The organism is Agrobacterium sp. lyk4-40-TYG-31, assembly GCF_030209855.1.
GTDB lineage: Bacteria > Pseudomonadota > Alphaproteobacteria > Rhizobiales > Rhizobiaceae > Agrobacterium > Agrobacterium vaccinii.
The window spans coordinates 284,768-304,425 of record NZ_JARVRE010000002.1 but is presented as its reverse complement, the minus strand read 5'-3'; the positions used below and the strand labels follow the sequence as shown (position 1 = coordinate 304,425).

The following is a 19,658-nucleotide window of genomic DNA, read 5'->3' as shown; positions in this document are numbered from 1 at the left end:
GGACATCGATATGATCGGCCAATTGAGCATTCCATTCCGGCTTCTCGTCGCCAGCATCTATCTCTTTCTGCTGGCTCCCATCCTGATCGTTCTGCCACTGTCCTTCAGCAATGACAGCTACATGACATTTCCACCGGAAAGCTGGGGCATCCGCTGGTATGTGGCGATGTTCAGCCATAGCGGCTTCATCAATGCGTTCTGGATCAGCCTCACGATCGCCGTCACCGTGACGGTACTGGGACTGGCAGCGGGTGTGCCCGCAGCCTTTGCCATCCGCAGACGGAGGTTCATTGGCCGGGAGTTTCTGCTGAACCTCTTCACAGCGCCTTTGCTTCTGCCATCCATCGTGCTTGGTCTCGCCATTCTCCTGGTGTTCGTTCAGGCACGGCTGCTTGGCACCTATACTGGCTTGATCATCGCACATTTGATCATCACCACACCCTATGTCATCCGCATCATGTTGACGGCGTTCTCAACGCTGCCTCCCTCTGTGGAAGAAGCGGCGACCATGCTGGGAGCCTCACCATTCACCGTCGTGCGTCGCATCACCCTGCCGCTGATGATGCCGGGCTTCATCGCAAGCGCCGCACTCTCTTTCCTTCTTTCCTTTGACGAGGTGGTCATCTCGCTGTTCATCACCGGTCCGCGCCTGCGCACCCTGCCAGTGGAAATCTTCGACTATGTGGAAAGCCAGACCGACCCAATGACCGCCGCCGTATCGGTCGTGCTCGTGGCCGCGACGCTTGCCATCATCTTCCTCATCGAACGCACGCTCGGCCTTTCCAAGACCGTCGGCAAGTAACGACTTTACAATGGAGACTTCTGACATGGACAATATCGCGCTCTGGATGTCGCAGCCGCATTTCGGCTTTCTGGAAATCGCAAAGACTTGTGGCGTCAAGCAGTTGGTGATCGAACTGGAACACGGGACTTTCGATCTCGGCACGCTCGACCAGTTTCTGGCCTTTTCCAAATCGCTCGGCATCCCGACCCTGACCAAAGTCATCGCGCCGACGACGGAAGCCATTCAGCAGGCACTGGATTTCGGATCGGATGGCGTCATCCTTCCCCATATTCTTGGCGTCGATCATGCGCGGGAGGTGGCGAAAGCAGCAAAGTATCCGCTGCTGGGTATCCGCTCCTATGCAGGAGGCCGCGTGTTTGGTTACGCCCGCCCATCTTCGGATGCCTTCGAGGCCGAGAACAAGCGCACCAAATGCTACGTCATGGTCGAGACGGCAGAAAGCCTGGCTGACGTCGAAAAGATCATTGCGCTGGATACGGTCGATGGCCTGTTTCCGGGACCATCCGATTTGGCGCTTGCTCGTGGCCGCGGGGCCTATGCGTTCAACGATGCCGATCGCGAAGACCTGTCCCGCATCGCCCGCGCCGCGCGTGACGCCGGCAAGAGCTGGATCATGCCGGCCTGGACACCCGCAGAGCGAAACTTTGCGCTCGAAGAAGGCGCCGAAATGCTGGTTGTCGCCACCCAGACCATGACGCTGCGCGCCGGCATCATGTCCACCATCAATGCACTCAAGCAGGAAAAAATCGTCGCCTGATGGCGATCGACACAACCGGAGGGAAATCCATGAAAATCAGCCTTATACAGACCAATCCGCAGAGCGACCGCCAAGCTAACCTGAAGATCACCTACGATCTGATGACGGAAGCGCTCAAGACTGACCAGCCGGACCTCATCGTTCTGCCGGAATATTTCGAAGTCTATGGCACGACGACAGAAGAAAAGCTCGCTCTTGCCGAACCAGCCGGGGGAGCCGCTTATTCCATGGCGCAGGACTTCGCCCGCGAGAACAAAGTCTTCGTCCATGCCGGCACCATCATGGAAAAGGTCGAGGGTGAAAACCGTATCTACAACACGAGCTTCGTGTTCGACCGCGAGGGCACCGAAGTCGCTGCCTACCGTAAGATTCACATGTTCGACATCGTCGCACCCGATGGCACGGCGTATAAGGAATCGGCAACCGTCAAGCCGGGCGAAGACATCGTTACCTATGAGATCGACGGGATGAAGGTGGGTTGCGCGATCTGCTACGACATCCGCTTTTTCGAGCTCTTCCTCCAGCTGGAAAAAGCAGGCTGCGACATCATCGTGCTGCCAGCTGCCTTCACCTTGCAAACCGGCAAGGACCATTGGGAGGTTCTGGCCCGTGCACGCGCCATCGAAACGCAAACCTATTTCGTTGCCTGCGGCCAGACCGGCAGCGTTACCGTCAATGGTGAAAAGCGGGCCTGCTACGGCCACTCGCTTGTCTGCGATCCGTGGGGCCATACGATTGCCCGCGCTTCCGATCCGGTTGGTTACGTCACCGCGCGAATTGATGAAAAGGAAATCAAGCGCGTACGCAATCTCATCCCTATGACACAGCACCGCCGCTTGGCGTGCGCGTAAGGAGGTTCGATCATGTACGTCATCAAGGATATGCCAGAGCAGGTTCCACAGGAAGACCTTGATCTTCTGAGCGGTGTGGAAACGGCAACCGTCGGCCACTGGCGTCTGCTCGGCTTTATGGATCGCCAGATCCAGCCGCTGCTTCCCGGTCGCCGTGTCGTCGGAACAGCCGTGACATTGGCCATCGCAGGCCCGGATTCCACGTTGCTGCACCATGCCACCGGGCAACTGCGACCGGGTGACATCCTCGTTGTAGACCGTTTGGGCGACGACAAATATGCCTGCTGGGGCGGCGGCGTGACCGTTGCGGCCAAAGCTGCGGGTGCGGTTGCCGGAATTGTGGATGGTCCTTGCACCGACCTCACTGAAATTCAGGATTCCGATTTTCCGATGTGGTCGCGTGGCCTGTCGCCCATCACGACGCGTCTCTATGATCTTGGTGGCGGTTTCAACATTCCCGTCAGTTGCGGCGGTGCCGTCGTGATGCCGGGAGACGCGATTCTTGCCGATGAGAGCGGCGTCCTCGTCATTCCGCGCGATGAGGTACGCGCCGTTTCCGAAGAGGCACTAAAACGCCAGGAAACCGGCAAGAAACGTGAGGCCAGCGTGCGCGACAAGGTACAAAAGCTCGGTGACATGACGGGTGCCAGCGCCAAGGTTCTGGCAAAGCTCGCCTGACGAGTTTCGATGATGCGGCGCTGACATTGCGTCTGGGCCGCATCGTTGCGACGATTCCACGAACTCTACCGACCCGACGTTGTCATATCGCCCCTGCGGTGTAACGTGGTGACCGGGAACATAGTCTGTAAAAAACAGCAGCTTGCGACAATTCTTGCGCGCCTTCGCGCATTTTTGTCGAAAACGGTGGGGCGCTTTTACGCGATGAATATTCGTTTTCTGGAAACCGTGGTCTGGCTCGCCGAACTGAGAAGTTTTCGCGTCACGGCCGACCGCATGAACATTACACCAGCCGCCATTTCCAATCGTATTTCGGCCATGGAACAGGAACTTGGCATCCGACTTTTCGAGCGCGACACACGCGATGTGCATCTGACGCGTGAAGGTCGTGCTTTCGTCTCCGGCGCGCGCGACATCATCAATCGCTACAATCGTCTGGTCTCTGACGTCGCACCACCTGAAACACTGGAGGGCACGGTTCGCATCGGTCTCGTTCCCTCAATGGCGCTGGCCATCCTTCCCGGCATCATGGAAACGCTCCGACAGCGCTTCCCCCGCGTCCGTGTATCGGTGACGACGGATGCATCCCTGACGATCCTGTCCAAGCTGGAGAAACGCGAACTCGATATCATTCTCGGGTTCCACGGCACGCAGGTCGAAAAATACCGGATCGTCGATCTCTGCACACTTGGCATGTTCTGGATTGCCAACAGCGCATTTCCCGCCGATGACGACAATATGAGCCGGGCCGATCTGATGATGCATCCGATCATATCCTACGAAGTCGGCACGCAGGCCTACAAGCGCATGGTCGAGTATCTGCCCACCAACTCATTCGGCCAAGGCGTGGTGCACTATTCCAACTCACTCGCCACGACGATCAGTATGGTGGCCGCTGGGATAGGGATATCAGTCTTGCCGCCCATCGTCATTCAAAACGAATTGCGACTCGGTACGCTGAAGGTGCTGAACGTCCGCCAACCTTTTCCCGCAACAGATTACTTTGCCGTCTATCTTGAAAACCCCTCGTCCCGCTTGTCTCCGCTTATCGCATCGATTGCATCCGAGGTCGCCGCCGAGTTCTGCTCTCTTTACGACAACGCGCTTGCCGTTCACATCTGATCCAGAAGTCACTGCTAACATTAGCAAACGGTGGAACTCTATTTCGCCAGCGGGCTTTACCCTGCGGCATCATCAGAGGAGTTTCAGATGGCTTTCATAGACGCAAAAGACAGCACGACATTGCATGTAAAGGATATGGGAACCGGAAGCCCGGTCATTCTTATCCATGGCTGGCCTTTGACCGGCGATATGTTCGAGTATCAGACCGTAGCGCTGCTCGAAGCAGGTTTCCGCGTGATCACCTACGACCGTCGGGGGTTTGGCCAGTCTGGACATCCAGCGGATGGATACAATTACGATACATTTGCCGACGACCTCGCGAGCGTAATCGAAAGCCTCGATCTACGGAATGTATCGCTGGTAGGCTTCTCCATGGGTGGTGGCGAGATTGCCCGCTATCTTTCGCGTCATGGTGCCGACAGAATTTCCAAGGCGGTTCTCGTTGCCTCGGTTGCTCCTTACCTTCTCAAGGATGACAGCAATCCTGATGGCGTCGATGCCAGCGTCTTCGAGGGCATGAAAGACGATATTCGCAAGGATCGCTTCGCATTCCTTCAGAGCTTTGCCAAGACATTCTACGGTGTCGGCCTGGTCAGCAGCCCGGTCAGCCAGGGTGTGCTGGATTGGTCATTCGTTCTCGGCGTCATGGCGAGCCCGAAGGCGACGATCGATTGCGTCGATGCATTCGGCAAGACCGATTTCAGACCAGACCTCGCCGCCTTCACAATCCCGACACTGGTCATTCATGGAACAGCGGACAAGACCGTGCCGATCGATCCATCGGGCCGTGCCGCTGCCAAGGGCATTACGGGTGCCCAACTCATCGAATATGACGGCGAGCCTCACGGCCTGTTCGCGACCGTACCAGATCGCCTCAACCGCGATTTGATCGCATTTCTGGGATGATCCACAGCTGAATGCATTTCGCCTCGCACCCAGTGCGGGGCGAAACAGGTAAAAGGTATAGTGACCTCAGCGAAGCTCTATCGTCTCTATCAGCCGATTTATATAACCCGCGAATATCGTCACCATATCGATCTCGCTGGGCGATCTGAGCCAGAGCATCTGGAGCCCATCCATCATCCCAATCAGCTCCGCTGCGATAGACGACGGGTCGATATCGGTTTTGATTTCGCCGTCTGATATCCCCTTTCTCAGGGAAAAGACGAGGTTATCCGTGAGATTGCTGGCGCGCAGTGCAAACCACCTGCTTGCCGGGTGGTCGGCGGTCAGGCTTTCGACATTAAGCACCGCAAACGCCTGCACGACATTGGGAATATCTTGGTTTAACCTGGCGACATCCACCAAGCCGAGTAGCACTCTGCGCCAGTCCTCGTATTTCGGTCCAACAGCCGATGTACTCTCAAGGTCTCGTTTTTCGAGAACGGCAAGAAGCAAATCCACCTTTGTCGGGAAATAATGAAGAAGTCCCGGCAGGGAAAGGCCAGCATCGGCTGCTATGGATGCGAATGATGCGCTTTGATAACCGTCTTTGGCAAAATGCTGCATTGCCGCTGCAAGAATAGCCTCCCGGCGCATCGCGCCCTTGGGGGATTTGCGCTTTTTGCCAGGTATGCTGCCGAGCACAGCACCTGTTTTCGGTTCATCATTCATGTTCGTCCACCCATTTCGAAACGGTGCTTTACCCTAAATTTCTCCGTCAGTAACCAGTGAGGAAGCCGACCGGTCCGATCTTTGAAGCATCGGATTTGAACAGAAAAAAGTTGACTTGCCACAATAACCGAGTAGTCGGTAGGTTTAACACGACGTTCGGCGGAGGACGACGTTGTTATCGACTTTATTGCGGTGGAGGTTTTCAAAAATGAGTATTGCAACCCCTGACATTGTCGCTCCCCCTTCAGGAACTGGCACCAAAGCCTCGGTCGGCCTGCCCTTCATTCTCACTTACGGACTTGCCAGTGTCGGCTTCTTTACGGCGGTCATGACGCCCGTTGCGATGACGCTGGCCATTCGGGTCAACACGCTTGATCCTGTCGGCAAAGGTGCAAGTCTTGGTGCCATTTTGGGTCTTGGCGCACTTTTCGCGCTGCTGGCAAACCCTATCTTTGGCCAACTTTCGGATAGAACACGCTCCCGATTCGGTCGGCGCAAACCCTGGCTGGTCGGCGGCGTGATCGTCGGCAGTCTCGCACAAATCCTCATGGCCTATACATCTAGCCTCGTGATGATCGGCATCGCCTGGTGCGTGATCCAGACGGCGTATAATGCCATGCTCGCAGCGCTTGTTGCGACTGTGCCGGACCAGGTGCCAGAACATCAGCGCGGCTTGGTTTCGGCGCTTGCAGGCATGTCGATCTATATTGCGCTTTTGATCGGCAGCGGCATTTTGGCCCTGACCGGAACGGCCAGCAACGCAATGTTTCTGATCCCAACAGCCATCGGGTTGGTGTCGGTTCTCGTCTTCGTTCTGGTAATTGAAGATCGCCCTTTGACGGAGGCACCGCAGCAGACCATGCCGGGAGTGTCCGAACTGCTGGGCAGCTTCTGGGTCAATCCCATTAAACACCCAGATTTCGGCTACGCATGGCTCAGCCGCTTTCTGGTGTTCTTCGGCTTTGCCGTGCTGACATCCTATCAGGTCTATTATCTGATGGACCATTTGAAGATACCGGAAGCCGCGATCGGCGACATCATGTTCATTTCAACGCTGATCACTGCGATCTGCGTCGTCGGCTCGTCCTTCGTGTCCGGCTACATGTCGGACCGCATGGGTCGCCGCAAAGCCTTCGTACTGATCGCAGCCATGACCTATGCGTTAGGTATCGTGGTCATCGTTTTTGCAAGCGACCTCACCAGCTTCTACAGCGGCATAGCCGTCACCTCTATCGGCTTCGGCGTCTATATGGCGGTCGATCAGGCGTTGGTCGTGGATATCCTGCCGGATAGGGAGACCCATGCGGCACGGAACCTCGGCGTTCTCAACATCGCCAATGCCGTGCCGCAGTCCATTGCCCCGGCTGTCGCGCCCTTCCTTCTCGCCATCGGCCATGCAGGAGGCCAGAATTATGGCGTCCTTTATGCTGCTGCGGCCATCAGTGCCTTCCTCGGCGCACTGGCCATCGCCCCCGTACGCGGGGTGCGCTGACGCCATGTCAGGACGCGCCGTCTCATGACGTGCGCGTCTCTTCTTCACTCGCATGAAAAAATGGAGGCTCGTATGATCGAGAAAATCCTGAACCAAATGACGCTTGAAGAGCAGGTCTCGCTGCTCGCTGGAGCCGACTTCTGGACGACTGTACCGGTCGAGCGTCTCGGCGTTCCCAAAATCAAGGTTACGGATGGCCCCAATGGCGCACGCGGTGCGGGATCGCTGGTGGCCGGGGTCAAGGCAGCCTGCTTTCCCGTCGCCATCGCACTCGGTGCCACATGGAACCCGGCACTCGTCGAGCGTATGGGTGTCGCATTGGCGGGTCAGGCGAAAAGCAAGGGCGCATCCGTTCTGCTCGCGCCCACCGTCAACATTCACCGCTCAGGCCTCAATGGCCGCAATTTCGAATGCTATTCCGAAGACCCGCTGCTGACGGCGGCTCTTGCCGTTGCCTATATTCAGGGCGTACAAAGCAAGGGTGTTGCCGCAACAATCAAGCATTTCGTCGGCAATGAATCCGAAATCGAACGCCAGACCATGTCGTCGGATATCGATGAGCGCAGCCTGCGCGAACTCTATCTGCTGCCTTTCGAACAGGCGGTTAAGAAGGCGGGCGTGATGGCGGTCATGTCCTCCTATAATCGCCTCAACGGCACCTATACCAGCGAACATGAATGGCTGCTGAGCCGAGTGCTGCGCAAGGAATGGGGCTTTGACGGCATCGTCATGTCCGACTGGTTCGGCTCGCACTCCACCGCACCAACGGTCAATGCCGGTCTTGATCTCGAAATGCCCGGACCAAGTCGGGACCGGGGTGAGAAGCTGGTCGAAGCCGTGCACAACGGCGAAGTCAAGGCGGAAACCGTGCGCGAGGCTGCGCGCCGGATTCTAACGCTGCTGGAACGCGTAGGCGCCTTCGAAACGGCACCCGACCTCACCGAAACCTCTCTCGACCTTTCCGAAGACCGCGCCCTCATTCGCCAGATCGGTGCCGAAGGTGCCGTGCTGCTCAAAAATGACGGCATTCTGCCGCTGGCCAAGACCACGCTCGACAGCATCGCCGTCCTCGGTCCCAATGCGGCCGACGCCCGCGTTATGGGAGGTGGCAGCGCCCAGATTGCCGCGCATTACACCGTCAGCCCGCTTCAGGGTATTCGTGCAGCACTTTCCAACGCCAATAGCGTCCATCATGCAGCGGGATGCAGCAACAACCGCCTGATCGAGGTTTTCTCGAGCGATATGCAGGTGGATTATTTCAAGGGTAGACAGCTGGAAGGGACGCCAGTTCACAGCGAAACGGCAGCCAAGGGTGAATTCTTCTGGTTCGACCTACCCTCGGCAGAGCTTAATCCTGCAGACTTCTCGGCCCGGATCACCGCACGCTATGTGCCGTCCGACAGCGGCGAGCATGTCTTCGGCATGACCAATGCCGGCCTCGCCAAGCTCTATGTCGATGGCAAGCTGGTGGTGAATGGCTATGATGGCTGGAAACCCGGCGACAATTACTTCGGTACTGCTAACAGCGAACAACGCCAGTCCGTGGAATTGGAAGCTGGCCGCAGCTACACGCTGACCATCGAATATTGCTCTCCTGCTGCGACCGCCGATGGCATTCACCTGACCGCCATTCGTTTCGGCGTCGAAAAGCCGCTCGGCGATGCCGCCATCGAAGAGGCCGTTACCAAAGCGGCGGCTTGCGATGTCGCGCTCGTCTTTGTCGGACGTGAAGGCCAATGGGACACCGAAGGTCTCGATCTGCCCGACATGCGCCTTCCCGGTCGCCAAGAGGAGCTGATCGAGAAGGTTGCCGCCGTTAATCCCAACACGGTCGTCATACTTCAGACCGGTGGCCCCGTGGAAATGCCTTGGCTGGGCAAAGTCAAGGCCGTCCTGCAGATGTGGTATCCGGGCCAGGAACTTGGCAATGCCGTGGCCGATGTTCTCTTCGGCGACGCAGAGCCGGGTGGACGTCTGCCACAGACCTTCCCGAAATCGCTTTCTGACAACTCCGCCATTACTGACAATCCACTCGTCTACCCCGGTTTGGATGGCCATGTGCGCTACGACGAGGGCGTTTTCGTCGGCTATCGCCACCACGATACGCACGGCGTAGAGCCACTGTTCCCATTCGGCTTCGGTCTGGGCTATACACAGTTCGCGTGGGGCACAGCACTGTCTTCATCTACCGCCATGGGCGAAGACGGTATCACTGTCACGCTCGACGTGACCAACACCGGCGCTCGCAGGGGCTCGGATGTTGTCCAGCTTTATGTGCGCGCGCTGAACTCCACCGTTTCAAGACCAGACAAGGAGTTGCGGGCGTTTGCGAAGGTGGAACTGGAGCCGGGCGAGAAGAAAACCGTCACGCTCAAGGTATCCATCCGTGATCTCAGCTTCTTCGATGTCGAGGCAAAAGCCTTCCGTTCGGATGCAGGCGCATATGAACTCTTGATCGCCGCCAATGCCGGTGACGTTCGAGAGCGTATCGAAATCGTCAACCCGACCCAGTGGATCGGTCGCGTCAACGATCTTTCCATCTGAAAAGCTGCGGACTATGCCGCAGGCATACGATAGTGCAAACATGTAGCCGGGATATCCATCGTCATAATGGTGTCCCGGCTCCATCGATGTAGGGCGCTCTACCGGACGTCCTGGTGTTGGCTGAACCGCCGGATGCCACAAACGGTCTGATAATCCATCAGAAGACTTTCGTCAGCGAAACGGCGAAGGTGCGACCGCGTCCCTTGTAGTCGAAGACCGCTTCGTTTGCCAAAGAGCCATAAAGTGCCTTGGCGCGTGCGCCCCAAACGGTCGTGTAATCGGCATCGAAGACATTCATGACACCAAAGCGCAATGTCGTTTCCTGCTTTTCGAACCGATAAGCACCGGTGAGATCGAAGATTGTGTAGGGATCGATTTCTTTGCCACTTTCGTCGCTCAAACTAAAGACATGCTGGCCCGACAGCTTCACGTTGAAGCTGTCTTTTGTCCAACCAACGTAACCACCCAACCTGGAAACACTTGCAGTCCCAATAGACTCCCTTTCCCAGCCATCATCGGTTTTGACCTCCGTTTTAACCCAGTGGCCCGATGCACCAACGTCGAAACCCTGGTCCAACTTCATCCTGCCACTGGCTTCAATACCGTAAACCCTACGGTCCTGATCAACAGTATCGACGGCGAGCGTGGTACTGTTGAGAACAATAGAGCGATCTGACAGTGAATAATATCCAGCCGTTTCAAAGGTGAAGGTGCCATCGTTAAAGCGATACCCCAGTTCGACAGAATTGGTTTTGATGGCTTGAAGTGCGGAATCGCCGACGTTCACGCTGTTCACCAGCGTATATTGACCGTTGGCTAAAGTGTAAGTTCCTCTACCGTAATATTTCGCGGGATCCGGAAGTTCAAAACCCTGGCTGAAATTGGCGTAGACCTGCTGCGTGTTGGTGAGCTCGTAAGTCGCGCCTGCATTAAAGAGAGCAGCATCGTAGCTGACGTCTCCGCCAGGTATTCTGTCTGCCGACGTACCGTTTCCGTTGAGTATGGCAATTTGCTGCGCAGCACCGACGAAATCTGAAACTTCCGTCGTAACATATTGATAACGCACGCCGCCATTGATCGTCAGCCTATCTGTGGCCTCGTAAGACGCCTGAACAAATCCAGCGACTGTGGATACATCGATATCAGGATATAGCCCCGTGATACCGATCGTATCGAAATCCATACCGCCTGTTTGTAGCGCCGTATTAAGATTAAAGATATTCTGCTTCGACGTGAAGGAGTCCCGATCTGCATCGACACCGTAGGTTACCTTTAGACCATCAACCGGCTCCGAAATCATCGCCGCCTTGATGCTGTAGTAATCCGTATCCTGAGAGCTTCCGCCAAAATAAAGCGACGGACTTGTTCCGGGGAAAGGATGGAACTGGATTTCTTCCCGCCGGAAACTCCCTTGTATCAACAGTTCCTGGCCTAGAAAATCATCATCGCTATAGGTGGCATTCACCATTGCTCTGCGGGTGCGCGGATTGAAATCAGACTGATATCCATCACGCGTTTCGAGCAGATTGGGGTTCCCTAATCCAGCGAGGAACGGCCCCAGATAAAGCCCGAATGGTGAATCCTGGGTGCTGTCGAAAAACTGCCCCGTGATCTCCAGTCGCCGGTCGTCATCGATCTGCAAGCCGAGACTTCCCATGACATCCACGCGCTTGTTGAATGCGGTCGATGTCTGCGTAATATCGGGTGTCAGCATCGTGCCGGAACCATCGAAATAGGCGCCGGTCTGGTTCCCAGCGACCGAGAGACGAGCATCCCAGTTTTCGCTATTATAGGTGACGGCACCCGCAGCATCTCGATCGATGTCGCGCGTTTCGCCGAAGCCTGTGCCAAGCCCAGTCGTTACCTCGCCGTGAACGCCCTCTTCTGCGTCCTTACCCTTCTTGGTGATGATGTTGATGACGCCACCCGTTGCATTGCCGCCGTAAATCGCGGTTGCTCCCGAAAGCACCTCTACGCGCTCGATATTGAATGGGTCGATCGCATCGAACTGGCGACTGAGCGTACGTGCTGAGTTCATCGAGACACCATCGATGAGAACCAGAGCCGTTCGTCCTCGCAGATTTTGGCCGTAGGACGTGCGAGCGCCCTCACTGGCGGGATCAAAGCTCGGGACCTTCTCTGCGAGGATTTGCTGGAGCGACTTGCCAGAACGTGCTTCTGCCTGCACTGTATCGGCATCCACAACATAAATGGTGCGGGCGGTTCTTGAAATTTCCTGCGGTATGCGCGCGCCCGTCACCACAATCGTTTCCAAAACCGTCGAGCCCCCGCTCGCCTGCGTATTTTCGGACGCATCCTGCGCTTGCGCTGCTGCATGCAAACCCGTCGCAACGGCGATAGCCAGCAGGCTAACTCCGACATTCCACTTTCTGATCATTTCGCCCCCGATACACAAAAAATCCCCGCAGCCGTCCAACCGCGAAAAATACAAGACTATTTTCATCATGTTTTATGGGTTAAGACGTTGACGCGCTTGGATGGGAACGAACACGTTTTGGATAAAAGCGAACATCAACAATAAAGACGGGTTGATCTTTAATGGAAGTAATTCGACCTCTCAAACTCGGGACCATTTCTTTGCCCGACTCGGAAAGCAGGCTCGTTTGCCGCACGATTTTGCTGGATATGCTGGGTGAAGCGACGATCACCGTCGAACACGGTGATCTGGCGGGTGTGACGGGGCTTTTCTGGAAACATGTCGATCTTTCACTTGTAACGCTTTACCTCCCCAAAACGCCGCTCCGCCTCCTCGCCAGCGGCATTGGCACCCCTGATATTGTGATGCTTCGCGCAACCGACGGGCCGCTGATCGTGCATCATCGCAAGAAAACACTCACACTGGCACCGCGTGACGTCATTCTGCTTCCAGCAGATACGTCTTCCGAAATTGTGTTACCTGAAGGCGGCAGGCTCGATTGTGCGCATCTGCCCCACTTGGCCATTGCACCGGTTCGGAAATCACTCGATTGCCTGCTGCTTCGATCGTTTCAGGCCGAGTGCCTTCCGATGCAACTGCTCACCCATTACGCGGGCTATCTCTTGCGACAAGACCATCAGAACAAAAACCATGCCAGCATGATGGTCGCGCATTTCTACTCCCTGCTGCCGGTTCTGGCGCAACAGGTGAAGGACGTTGCCAACCCGCCGGATGCGCCGCAAAACCGGGTGGAATCGATGAAAACGCTGATCGAGGCCAATCTGGCGGATGGCTCATTTTCCATTACCGATGTCGCCAAGGCCGAGGGCATCACGCCACGGGCCATCCAGAAGATTTTCAGCCGCACGGGCACGACATTCTCCCGCTATGTGCTGGAACGGCGGCTCTTCCTGGCCAAGACAATGATCCTAGCCGACACTGCTGCAACGCCGATCAGCCAGATCGTCTACAGCGTCGGCTTCAACGACCTGTCCTATTTCAACCGGAAATTCCGCAGCCGTTATGGCATTCGCCCCACGGATTTGCGGCGCATGACGGGGCAAAACGAAGAGGCGTAAGGGCCGCGTTAAGCAACACGCGCCCGGCCGAGCCGTTGGAGAAACCAGACGGACAGGGCCATGCCAGCAAACGAGATGATGGTTGCCGTTGAAAACAGCGCGGGATAGCCCAGCTTGTCGGCAACGATACCGGCCACGGATGCGCCCGCCATATAGATGATGAGTTCCGCACAGGTGAGGATCGTAAAATCCGTGCCAGGCTGATCATGCGATGAGGATTTCATGAAGAAGGAGTAGATGGCGACGAGTTCCATATAGCGGATTAGTGTCTGAAACGCCGAGGCCGACAGGGCCACCCAGATGCCCGGCAGAATGCCTGCCGCGCTCAAGGTGAATGTGAGGAAGCAGAGGCTTCTGAGACAGCCCAAGAGAATGAGTGTTGCCGTTAACCCCGCCTTCCGGATGAGAAATGCGGCAATCGCCACGCCAATCAGGCTAGCGGTTGCGGCAGCGCCGCCGGAGAGGTAACCGATCCAATCCGTCGGCACCTTGATATCGACCAGATAGGTGCCTTCCATGCCACGCACGAGACCCTCGCTGGCCCGATATGTCAGCGCGAAACCGAGGATCAGCCAAGCGTTCGGGCGACGAAAGAAGCCAAGCAGGCTAGCAGGCTTTTCGCTTTTTGTTGCAGTCGATGCTTCCGGCTGCATGGCCACGGCGGCGGCAAGCGGAAGCAAAGACAAGGCTGCGACAAGCAGGATCATGGTCTGCCATCCGGCTAGATGGAACACGACCAGAGCCGCCGTTCCACCGATGATAACGCCCAGCGCTACCGCGCCTGCCTGCACTGCGTTGCCCATGGACCGCGTTCTGTCCGTCAGTTGCCGCACAGCATAGCCATCTGTCGCAATGTCCTGAATGGAGGAGATTACGGTGATGGAAATGCAGATGGCAAAGAGAACCAAGACATTACTTGGATCCACCAGAGCCATCGACGCAATACCTGCGCTAACGAGAAACTGAGTGGGCACCACCCATCCCCGACGATGCCCGATCTTGGGCCAGGGTGACCAACGGTCCACCAATGGTGCTACGAGAAACTTCAGGATCAAGGGCAGCATCAGCAGGGAAAACAACCCGATAGCGGTGCGCGAGGCACCGCTTTCCCGCATGATCGGCGGCAGCGCAACCAACAGCAGATAAGTCGGAATGCCCTGAGCGAGATAAAGGCCGCCCAACACGCCCATCAACCGGCCCTCGAATGGCGTCGTCAAAACATCGCTGTCAGAAATCGCCTCGTTGATGTTGGCCATGCAAGAACCGAATTGTTTGGCCGGGGATCGCAACAGACCTTGAAGGGTTAGCGTCAAACGCCATCGCGCACCGGTGAATTAAACAGGAGTAACGATATCATCGTTTAATTCCATACAATCCGTAAAGCTTGGATGTGAGCGAACCCGGTTAAGACAATAACGAACCGTGATTGCCGGTAAGGATTTTTCTGCGGCTATCGACTCGGATGTAGAGATAAATGGTATAAATGACATAACCTTATAATCTTTTAAATTGCACCACGCGATCCGCTATGAGATTGTTCGCTCAGGAACAGAAACGTTTTGGGCGGAGCAAATGAGTGACGTGGGGCGCGATCGCGAAACGATAGCCGTGATCGGCGACGGACTGATCGGGACGAGTTGGTCTGCGCTCTTCCTGGCCTATGGATATGATGTGGCGCTGTTTGAGCCCGCTGCTTCGGGTCGTGATCATGTCGCCGTCCGTATCGATGCGGCAATGGCGCAGATTGCAGAAGTGGCTCAAACCCTGCCTGCACCGGGCCAACTTCGTTTGACGGAAAACCTGGGGGACACTGTATCCGACGCAATCTGGGTTCAGGAAAATGCGCCAGAGAACGTGCCGCTGAAGCGTGAACTCTATTTTGCGATTGAAACAGAGGCTCCGGCGGGGATTACCATTGCCTCCAGCACCTCATCGCTGGTCTGGTCGGAGTTGAGTGCAGAGATGGCCGATCCTTCACGGCTCATCACTGCGCATCCCTTCAACCCACCGCATCTGATGCCATTGGTCGAGCTTTATGGCAGTGATCGTAAACGCGTTGACGCTGCGGCTTGCTTCTACCGCACGCTGGATCGTCATCCGGTCAAAATGAAGCGGGAAGCCGTGGGCCACATTGCCAATCGTCTGTCTTCCGCGCTCTGGCGGGAGGCTGTCAATATGGTGGCGGAAGACATTGCAGAGGTCGAGGATATCGATGCCGCGCTTGTCTATGGTCCCGGCCTTCGCTGGTCTGTGGTGGGTTCGCATATGGCTTATCACCTCGGCGGTGGTGCGGGCGGCATCGCGCACTATCTCTCGCATCTCGGGCCCAGCCAGGAACGCCGTTGGCAGGACCTCGGCTCGCCACGCCTCGACGAAGCAACGCGTGAAAAACTCGTTGACGGTATCACCGCCGAAACGCGCGGGAGAGACGTGTTGGAACTGGAGGCAATGCGCGATGACGGGCTGATTGCCGTACAGCGCGCCCTGAAAGGCCGCCGCTTCTAGCAAACATTCCCTCCTTACTTTCAAAACCTTTCTTTATGGAACCACACATATATGGCCGAACGACATTCCCCGACCCCGCTCTACCACCGAATTTACGCGGTCATGCGCGAACGTATCGTCAAGGGCTATTACCCAATTGACGTCGCCGTGCCGAGCGAAGCCGAACTTTCTGAAAGCTTTTCCGTCAGCCGCATTACCATCCGCAAAGCTATGGAGATGTTGACGGCCGAGGGGCTGGTGACGCGGACGCGCGGACGCGGAACCTATGTTACCGACCGCACTAAGGACAACAAGCTCAACCGCGTTGTCGTTTCCAACATCAACAGCCTGTTCAGCTACCTCAATGTCGTGGGAAAAAGCACCCGGTTGAAGGTCGTCAGCCTCGATCTCGGCGAAGCGCCGCCACGCATCTGCGAGCAGATGGGTGTGTCTCCAACCACCGAACTGGTGCGGGCCGTGCGTGTCCGCTCTCTCGACCGCCGTCCCTATTCGCTCTCCACCGCCTATCTCCTGCCGGAAATTGGGAACACACTGGAGCGGCAGGATCTGGCAACGACCAACATGATCGATCTCGTCCAAAAAACCGGCGCCGTCGTGGAGCAGGTCGAACAGACGCTGACCGCGACACTGGCGGACGACTACGCCGCAAAGCACCTCGAAATACCCATCGGCGCGCCGCTGATGCTGGTGAACCGGCTGTTCTTCAATGCAGAGATGAAGCCGTTTTACGCGGCGGAAATCTTCTACCGCGCCGACCGCTACGAATATCGCGTCTCGCTCAAGCGAGAGGACGGCAAAGACTTCTCACTCGGCAATTGACGTTTCACGTCGCAAGGGGCGCCTGAGCAATTGGCCCAACTCAACCACGAAATCGGCTGGGGCACCGCCTTCAATACGGTCTATCAAAGTAACCAAGAGATTGCTGTGCCCCTCTCCCCACGCAGAATCGATCAAGCGTTTTGCTTTCAGATCAACATCGGCACGTGATAATGCGCGTTCGCCATCGCCCTTTGGCACCATCACCTCTACACTTTCGACTTTCCCGTCCGAAAGGAACAGGGTCACACGCGTCGGTCGGTTGGCCGGATAAAGTGCATCAAATCGCTCGTCCGCGCAGAGGGTGATTTTTTCGATCATTTGCAGCACATCGGCATGCTCCAGTCGCTGCGTGCCGAAACCATCATGACGCAACGGGCCGAAGCATAGAGCCAGCGCGGCGGCATGGCGAAAACTGAAGCGTGCGGCCAGATCGCTTTTGGGCGATGGAGAATCGTATTGCGAAGCGGTCGAATAGACATCTATTCGGACCTCCACCAAGCGTGCGGGATCAAAGGCATCCACGCGCTCACGAAGAAGCTCGATGCAATCCAGCATCGGGCCGAGATGCGCGCAGACAGGATGCCATTTCAGATAAGCATTGGTTATTTCAGAGTGCGACCAGCGACCATCTTCGCCAATGCCTTCGACCATGACAGAGGGAGAAAAGGCTTCGCCTGCACGCGGACCGAAGAACCGTTCGAGCGTGGCAACAGAGGGCAATAGGCCTGCCTTGGCGCTGCGAGCAGCGACGATACCATTTTGGACTCCGAGCCCAACGAACAAATGGTGAGCGCCTGCGCCTTCCATGCAAGTGTCGCGGAAAGGAAAGAGCGCCACGGCTGCGGCATTGCCAATGGCAGCCTCGATCAACGAGGTGCGAGCCTGCTCATCCAAATCCTGTCCGAAAAGATAGGCCGCTGCCACTGCCGCGCCGATACAGCCGAATGTCCCGGTATCGTGAAGCAGCGGCTGCATTCCGCCCAGGGCCGAACCAACCCGTGCGCAAACCTCATATCCCGCCATGACGGCATTGAGAAATGCCGCTGACGACGCCTGCGTCTCCTCGGCAACGGCCAGCGCAGCGGGAAGCACATGGCTCATGGGATGGCCGCGTGCGCGACGATGACCATCCTGCAATTGCAACACCGTCATGGCCATGCCGTTGATGAGACCGGCGGTTCCTGCCGTGCAAGGCTCAGCGAATCCTAGACACGAGGAGCCGCCACCGGTTTCGGCAAGAGCATGCCGGGCGTCCCGGATCGATGGATGCGCCGCTCCCGCCGCCATCACCGCAATCGTGTCCAGAATGAAATTGCGGTAGGCCTCGCGTACAGCAGGAGCAGCCTCGGCGAAATGGCTTGAGGCGGCGGCTACCGCAAGGGGTCTGGCGGCGCTTTGCATCATCAGCCTTTCACCTTGCCTTCAGCTTCCGCTCCCGCCTTCATCATGGCGTGCAGCATATCCAGCCGCGGCTCGACCGGAGGCGGATAGACGTCCCTGCCGTGGGTAAGGCCGAGCGCCAGAAATGTCTCGACCAGCTTGTAGGTCAGTGGACCGGGATTGACGACGGGCACGGGCAGGTTCGCAGCGAGATATTCGCCAGCTTGGTGCATGGTCGTCGACCCAAGGCAGATGACCTCCGCGCCATCTTCGTCGATGCAGCGCATGGCAACATCGCGCATACGTGGGAAGACGCTATCCTCCTTGCCGCCCAGCAGGTTGGAGAAATCCGGCGGCTGATCGAAGCTGCGCACCGAGGCGCATTGGCGGTCGAAACCATATTCGCGGATGGCCTTGCGGTATCGCGGCAGCGCCGGTTCCCATTGTGCGAGCACCGAGAATTTGCCGCCGAGCGTGAGCGCGTAGAGCATAGAGGCCTTGCCTGCGCCAATGACGGGAATGGAGAGGACGGAGCGGAGCATGACCATGCCGCTATCCGACATCGTGTCGATGCAGACGGCATCAAAGCCTTCGTCCTGCGCCCTACATCCGGCCTCGAAAATGGCGAGGTCCATCAGGCCCCAGTCATGCGGAGACATGAAGGATGTCGGGCCGCAGGTGACGGGGCGATAGGTCAGTTCCCAATCCGCAGGCAGCGGTACATATTGCGACTGCGCCTCACGATTGCGCACGCCCTCAGCATCCAGCGCGAAGGGAACGATGACGAGAATGCGGGTCATTGGTTGCCCTCCAGATAGGCCGCACCGGCAGCGCCGATGGCGCGGATCATGTCATGCTTGGGCGACAGCGGTGTCGGCCAAGTCGCCTTGCTGTGGGTGTGGTTCAGATCGAGTGCGATGGACGCCAGCTTGTAGGTAAGAGGACCGGGATTGATGACGGGAACGCCGATGCGGGCGGAGAGCCAGGAATGTGCCTCGTGCATGGTCGTGGAGCCCAGGATCAGCACCTGCGCGCCATCCTCCTCAACGCATTTTTGGGCGGCTTCCAGCAGAAGCGGGAAGACCTCGTCTTCCTTGCCGGCCAGCAGGCTCTTATTGTCGGGCGTGACGCCAATCGAGCGCATCGAGGCACATTTATGCTCCATGCCAAGCTCGCCCAGCGTTTTGGTATAAAGCATTTTCCAGCGATCCCACATCATCAGGATCGAGAACTTGTCGCCCAGCATCTGAGCCATCAGCATGGAATGGCGACCCGGCGCGATGACAGGGATTGTCAGAACGGAACGCAGCATCGACATGCCGCTATCGGACATGGTGTCGATGCAGACGGCGTCGAAGCCCTCCTTCTCGGCATCGAGCCCGGCGTCGAGGATCGAGAAATCGGCGAGCGCCATATCGTGCTGGCTGGAATAATTCTTCGGCCCAACCCGCACCGAGCGATAGTGAAACTCGATGCCTGGCCCGAGATCGACCGCCTTCATCTGCGCTTGCCTGCGGGCAAGATCGTCCTGCCCCATGGGAAACGGTACGATGACCATGACCTTTTTCATGATGT

At 57.1% G+C, this 19,658-nt stretch carries 17 protein-coding genes; 11 read left to right on the top strand and 6 right to left on the bottom strand.

The window, feature by feature from the left end; translation table 11 throughout:
- Positions 1–10 precede the first annotated feature (10 nt).
- From QRN55_RS02120 to QRN55_RS02095, 6 genes are all read left to right on the top strand, one after another.
- A complete protein-coding gene (locus QRN55_RS02120) occupies positions 11–802 on the top strand; it encodes an ABC transporter permease (protein WP_284774413.1) in 792 nt (263 codons plus the stop codon).
- 25 nt (positions 803–827) lie between these two features.
- Positions 828–1,562: an HpcH/HpaI aldolase family protein gene (locus QRN55_RS02115; protein WP_284774411.1), complete on the top strand. Its 735-nt coding sequence runs from the start codon at positions 828–830 to the stop codon at positions 1,560–1,562.
- A 29-nt stretch (positions 1,563–1,591) separates the two neighbouring features.
- On the top strand, positions 1,592–2,413 hold the full coding sequence (locus QRN55_RS02110; protein WP_284774409.1) for a carbon-nitrogen hydrolase family protein: 822 nt from the start codon (positions 1,592–1,594) through the stop codon (positions 2,411–2,413).
- 12 nt (positions 2,414–2,425) lie between these two features.
- The gene (locus tag QRN55_RS02105; RefSeq protein ID WP_284774407.1) at positions 2,426–3,091 is read left to right on the top strand and encodes an RraA family protein; all 666 of its coding nucleotides are present in this window, start codon (positions 2,426–2,428) and stop codon (positions 3,089–3,091) included.
- Positions 3,092–3,295: 204 nt separating this feature from the next.
- Positions 3,296–4,213: a LysR family transcriptional regulator gene (locus tag QRN55_RS02100; RefSeq protein ID WP_284774405.1), complete on the top strand. Its 918-nt coding sequence runs from the start codon at positions 3,296–3,298 to the stop codon at positions 4,211–4,213.
- Between the two features lie 87 nt (positions 4,214–4,300).
- Complete coding sequence (locus QRN55_RS02095) at positions 4,301–5,119, top strand: alpha/beta fold hydrolase (RefSeq protein ID WP_284774403.1); 819 nt, start codon at positions 4,301–4,303, stop codon at positions 5,117–5,119.
- A gap of 66 nt (positions 5,120–5,185) precedes the next feature.
- On the opposite strand, the gene QRN55_RS02090 is transcribed toward QRN55_RS02095, so the two are convergent.
- Positions 5,186–5,827, bottom strand: a complete 642-nt coding sequence (locus tag QRN55_RS02090; RefSeq protein ID WP_284774401.1) for a TetR/AcrR family transcriptional regulator — start codon at positions 5,825–5,827, stop codon at positions 5,186–5,188.
- Positions 5,828–6,035: 208 nt separating this feature from the next.
- Here QRN55_RS02090 and QRN55_RS02085 point away from each other — a divergent pair, with 208 nt between their 5' ends.
- Together QRN55_RS02085 and QRN55_RS02080 are read left to right on the top strand one after the other, a co-directional pair.
- Complete coding sequence (locus QRN55_RS02085) at positions 6,036–7,319, top strand: MFS transporter (protein WP_284774399.1); 1,284 nt, start codon at positions 6,036–6,038, stop codon at positions 7,317–7,319.
- A gap of 72 nt (positions 7,320–7,391) precedes the next feature.
- On the top strand, positions 7,392–9,863 hold the full coding sequence (locus QRN55_RS02080; protein WP_284774398.1) for a glycoside hydrolase family 3 C-terminal domain-containing protein: 2,472 nt from the start codon (positions 7,392–7,394) through the stop codon (positions 9,861–9,863).
- Positions 9,864–10,020: 157 nt separating this feature from the next.
- Here QRN55_RS02080 and rhtA read toward each other — a convergent pair whose 3' ends face one another.
- Complete coding sequence (gene rhtA / locus QRN55_RS02075; RefSeq protein WP_284774396.1) at positions 10,021–12,261, bottom strand: TonB-dependent siderophore receptor RhtA; 2,241 nt, start codon at positions 12,259–12,261, stop codon at positions 10,021–10,023.
- A 161-nt stretch (positions 12,262–12,422) separates the two neighbouring features.
- Here rhtA and rhrA point away from each other — a divergent pair, with 161 nt between their 5' ends.
- Positions 12,423–13,379 carry a rhizobactin biosynthesis transcriptional regulator RhrA gene (gene rhrA, locus QRN55_RS02070; protein ID WP_502871273.1) on the top strand — a complete coding sequence of 319 codons (957 nt, stop codon included), beginning with the start codon at positions 12,423–12,425 and terminating at the stop codon, positions 13,377–13,379.
- An 8-nt stretch (positions 13,380–13,387) separates the two neighbouring features.
- Here rhrA and QRN55_RS02065 read toward each other — a convergent pair whose 3' ends face one another.
- Positions 13,388–14,635, bottom strand: a complete 1,248-nt coding sequence (locus QRN55_RS02065; protein ID WP_284774392.1) for a RhtX/FptX family siderophore transporter — start codon at positions 14,633–14,635, stop codon at positions 13,388–13,390.
- A gap of 316 nt (positions 14,636–14,951) precedes the next feature.
- Here QRN55_RS02065 and QRN55_RS02060 point away from each other — a divergent pair, with 316 nt between their 5' ends.
- Entirely contained in the window at positions 14,952–15,884 is a 933-nt protein-coding gene (locus QRN55_RS02060) for a 3-hydroxyacyl-CoA dehydrogenase NAD-binding domain-containing protein (RefSeq protein WP_284774390.1), read from the top strand.
- A 51-nt stretch (positions 15,885–15,935) separates the two neighbouring features.
- Positions 15,936–16,703: a GntR family transcriptional regulator gene (locus tag QRN55_RS02055; RefSeq protein ID WP_233123746.1), complete on the top strand. Its 768-nt coding sequence runs from the start codon at positions 15,936–15,938 to the stop codon at positions 16,701–16,703.
- Here the strand turns inward: QRN55_RS02055 and QRN55_RS02050 are convergent.
- The 3 genes from QRN55_RS02050 to QRN55_RS02040 are packed head-to-tail and all read right to left on the bottom strand — an operon-like array spanning position 16,689 to position 19,653.
- A complete protein-coding gene (locus tag QRN55_RS02050) occupies positions 16,689–18,107 on the bottom strand; it encodes an MmgE/PrpD family protein (protein ID WP_284774387.1) in 1,419 nt (472 codons plus the stop codon). The two genes, QRN55_RS02055 and QRN55_RS02050, sit on opposite strands and share 15 nt — an antisense overlap.
- A complete protein-coding gene (locus QRN55_RS02045) occupies positions 18,107–18,883 on the bottom strand; it encodes an aspartate/glutamate racemase family protein (RefSeq protein WP_284774385.1) in 777 nt (258 codons plus the stop codon). The genes QRN55_RS02050 and QRN55_RS02045 overlap by 1 nt, the downstream gene beginning before the upstream one ends.
- Complete coding sequence (locus QRN55_RS02040) at positions 18,880–19,653, bottom strand: aspartate/glutamate racemase family protein (RefSeq protein WP_284774382.1); 774 nt, start codon at positions 19,651–19,653, stop codon at positions 18,880–18,882. The genes QRN55_RS02045 and QRN55_RS02040 overlap by 4 nt, the downstream gene beginning before the upstream one ends.
- Between the last annotated feature and the right edge of the window lie 5 nt (positions 19,654–19,658).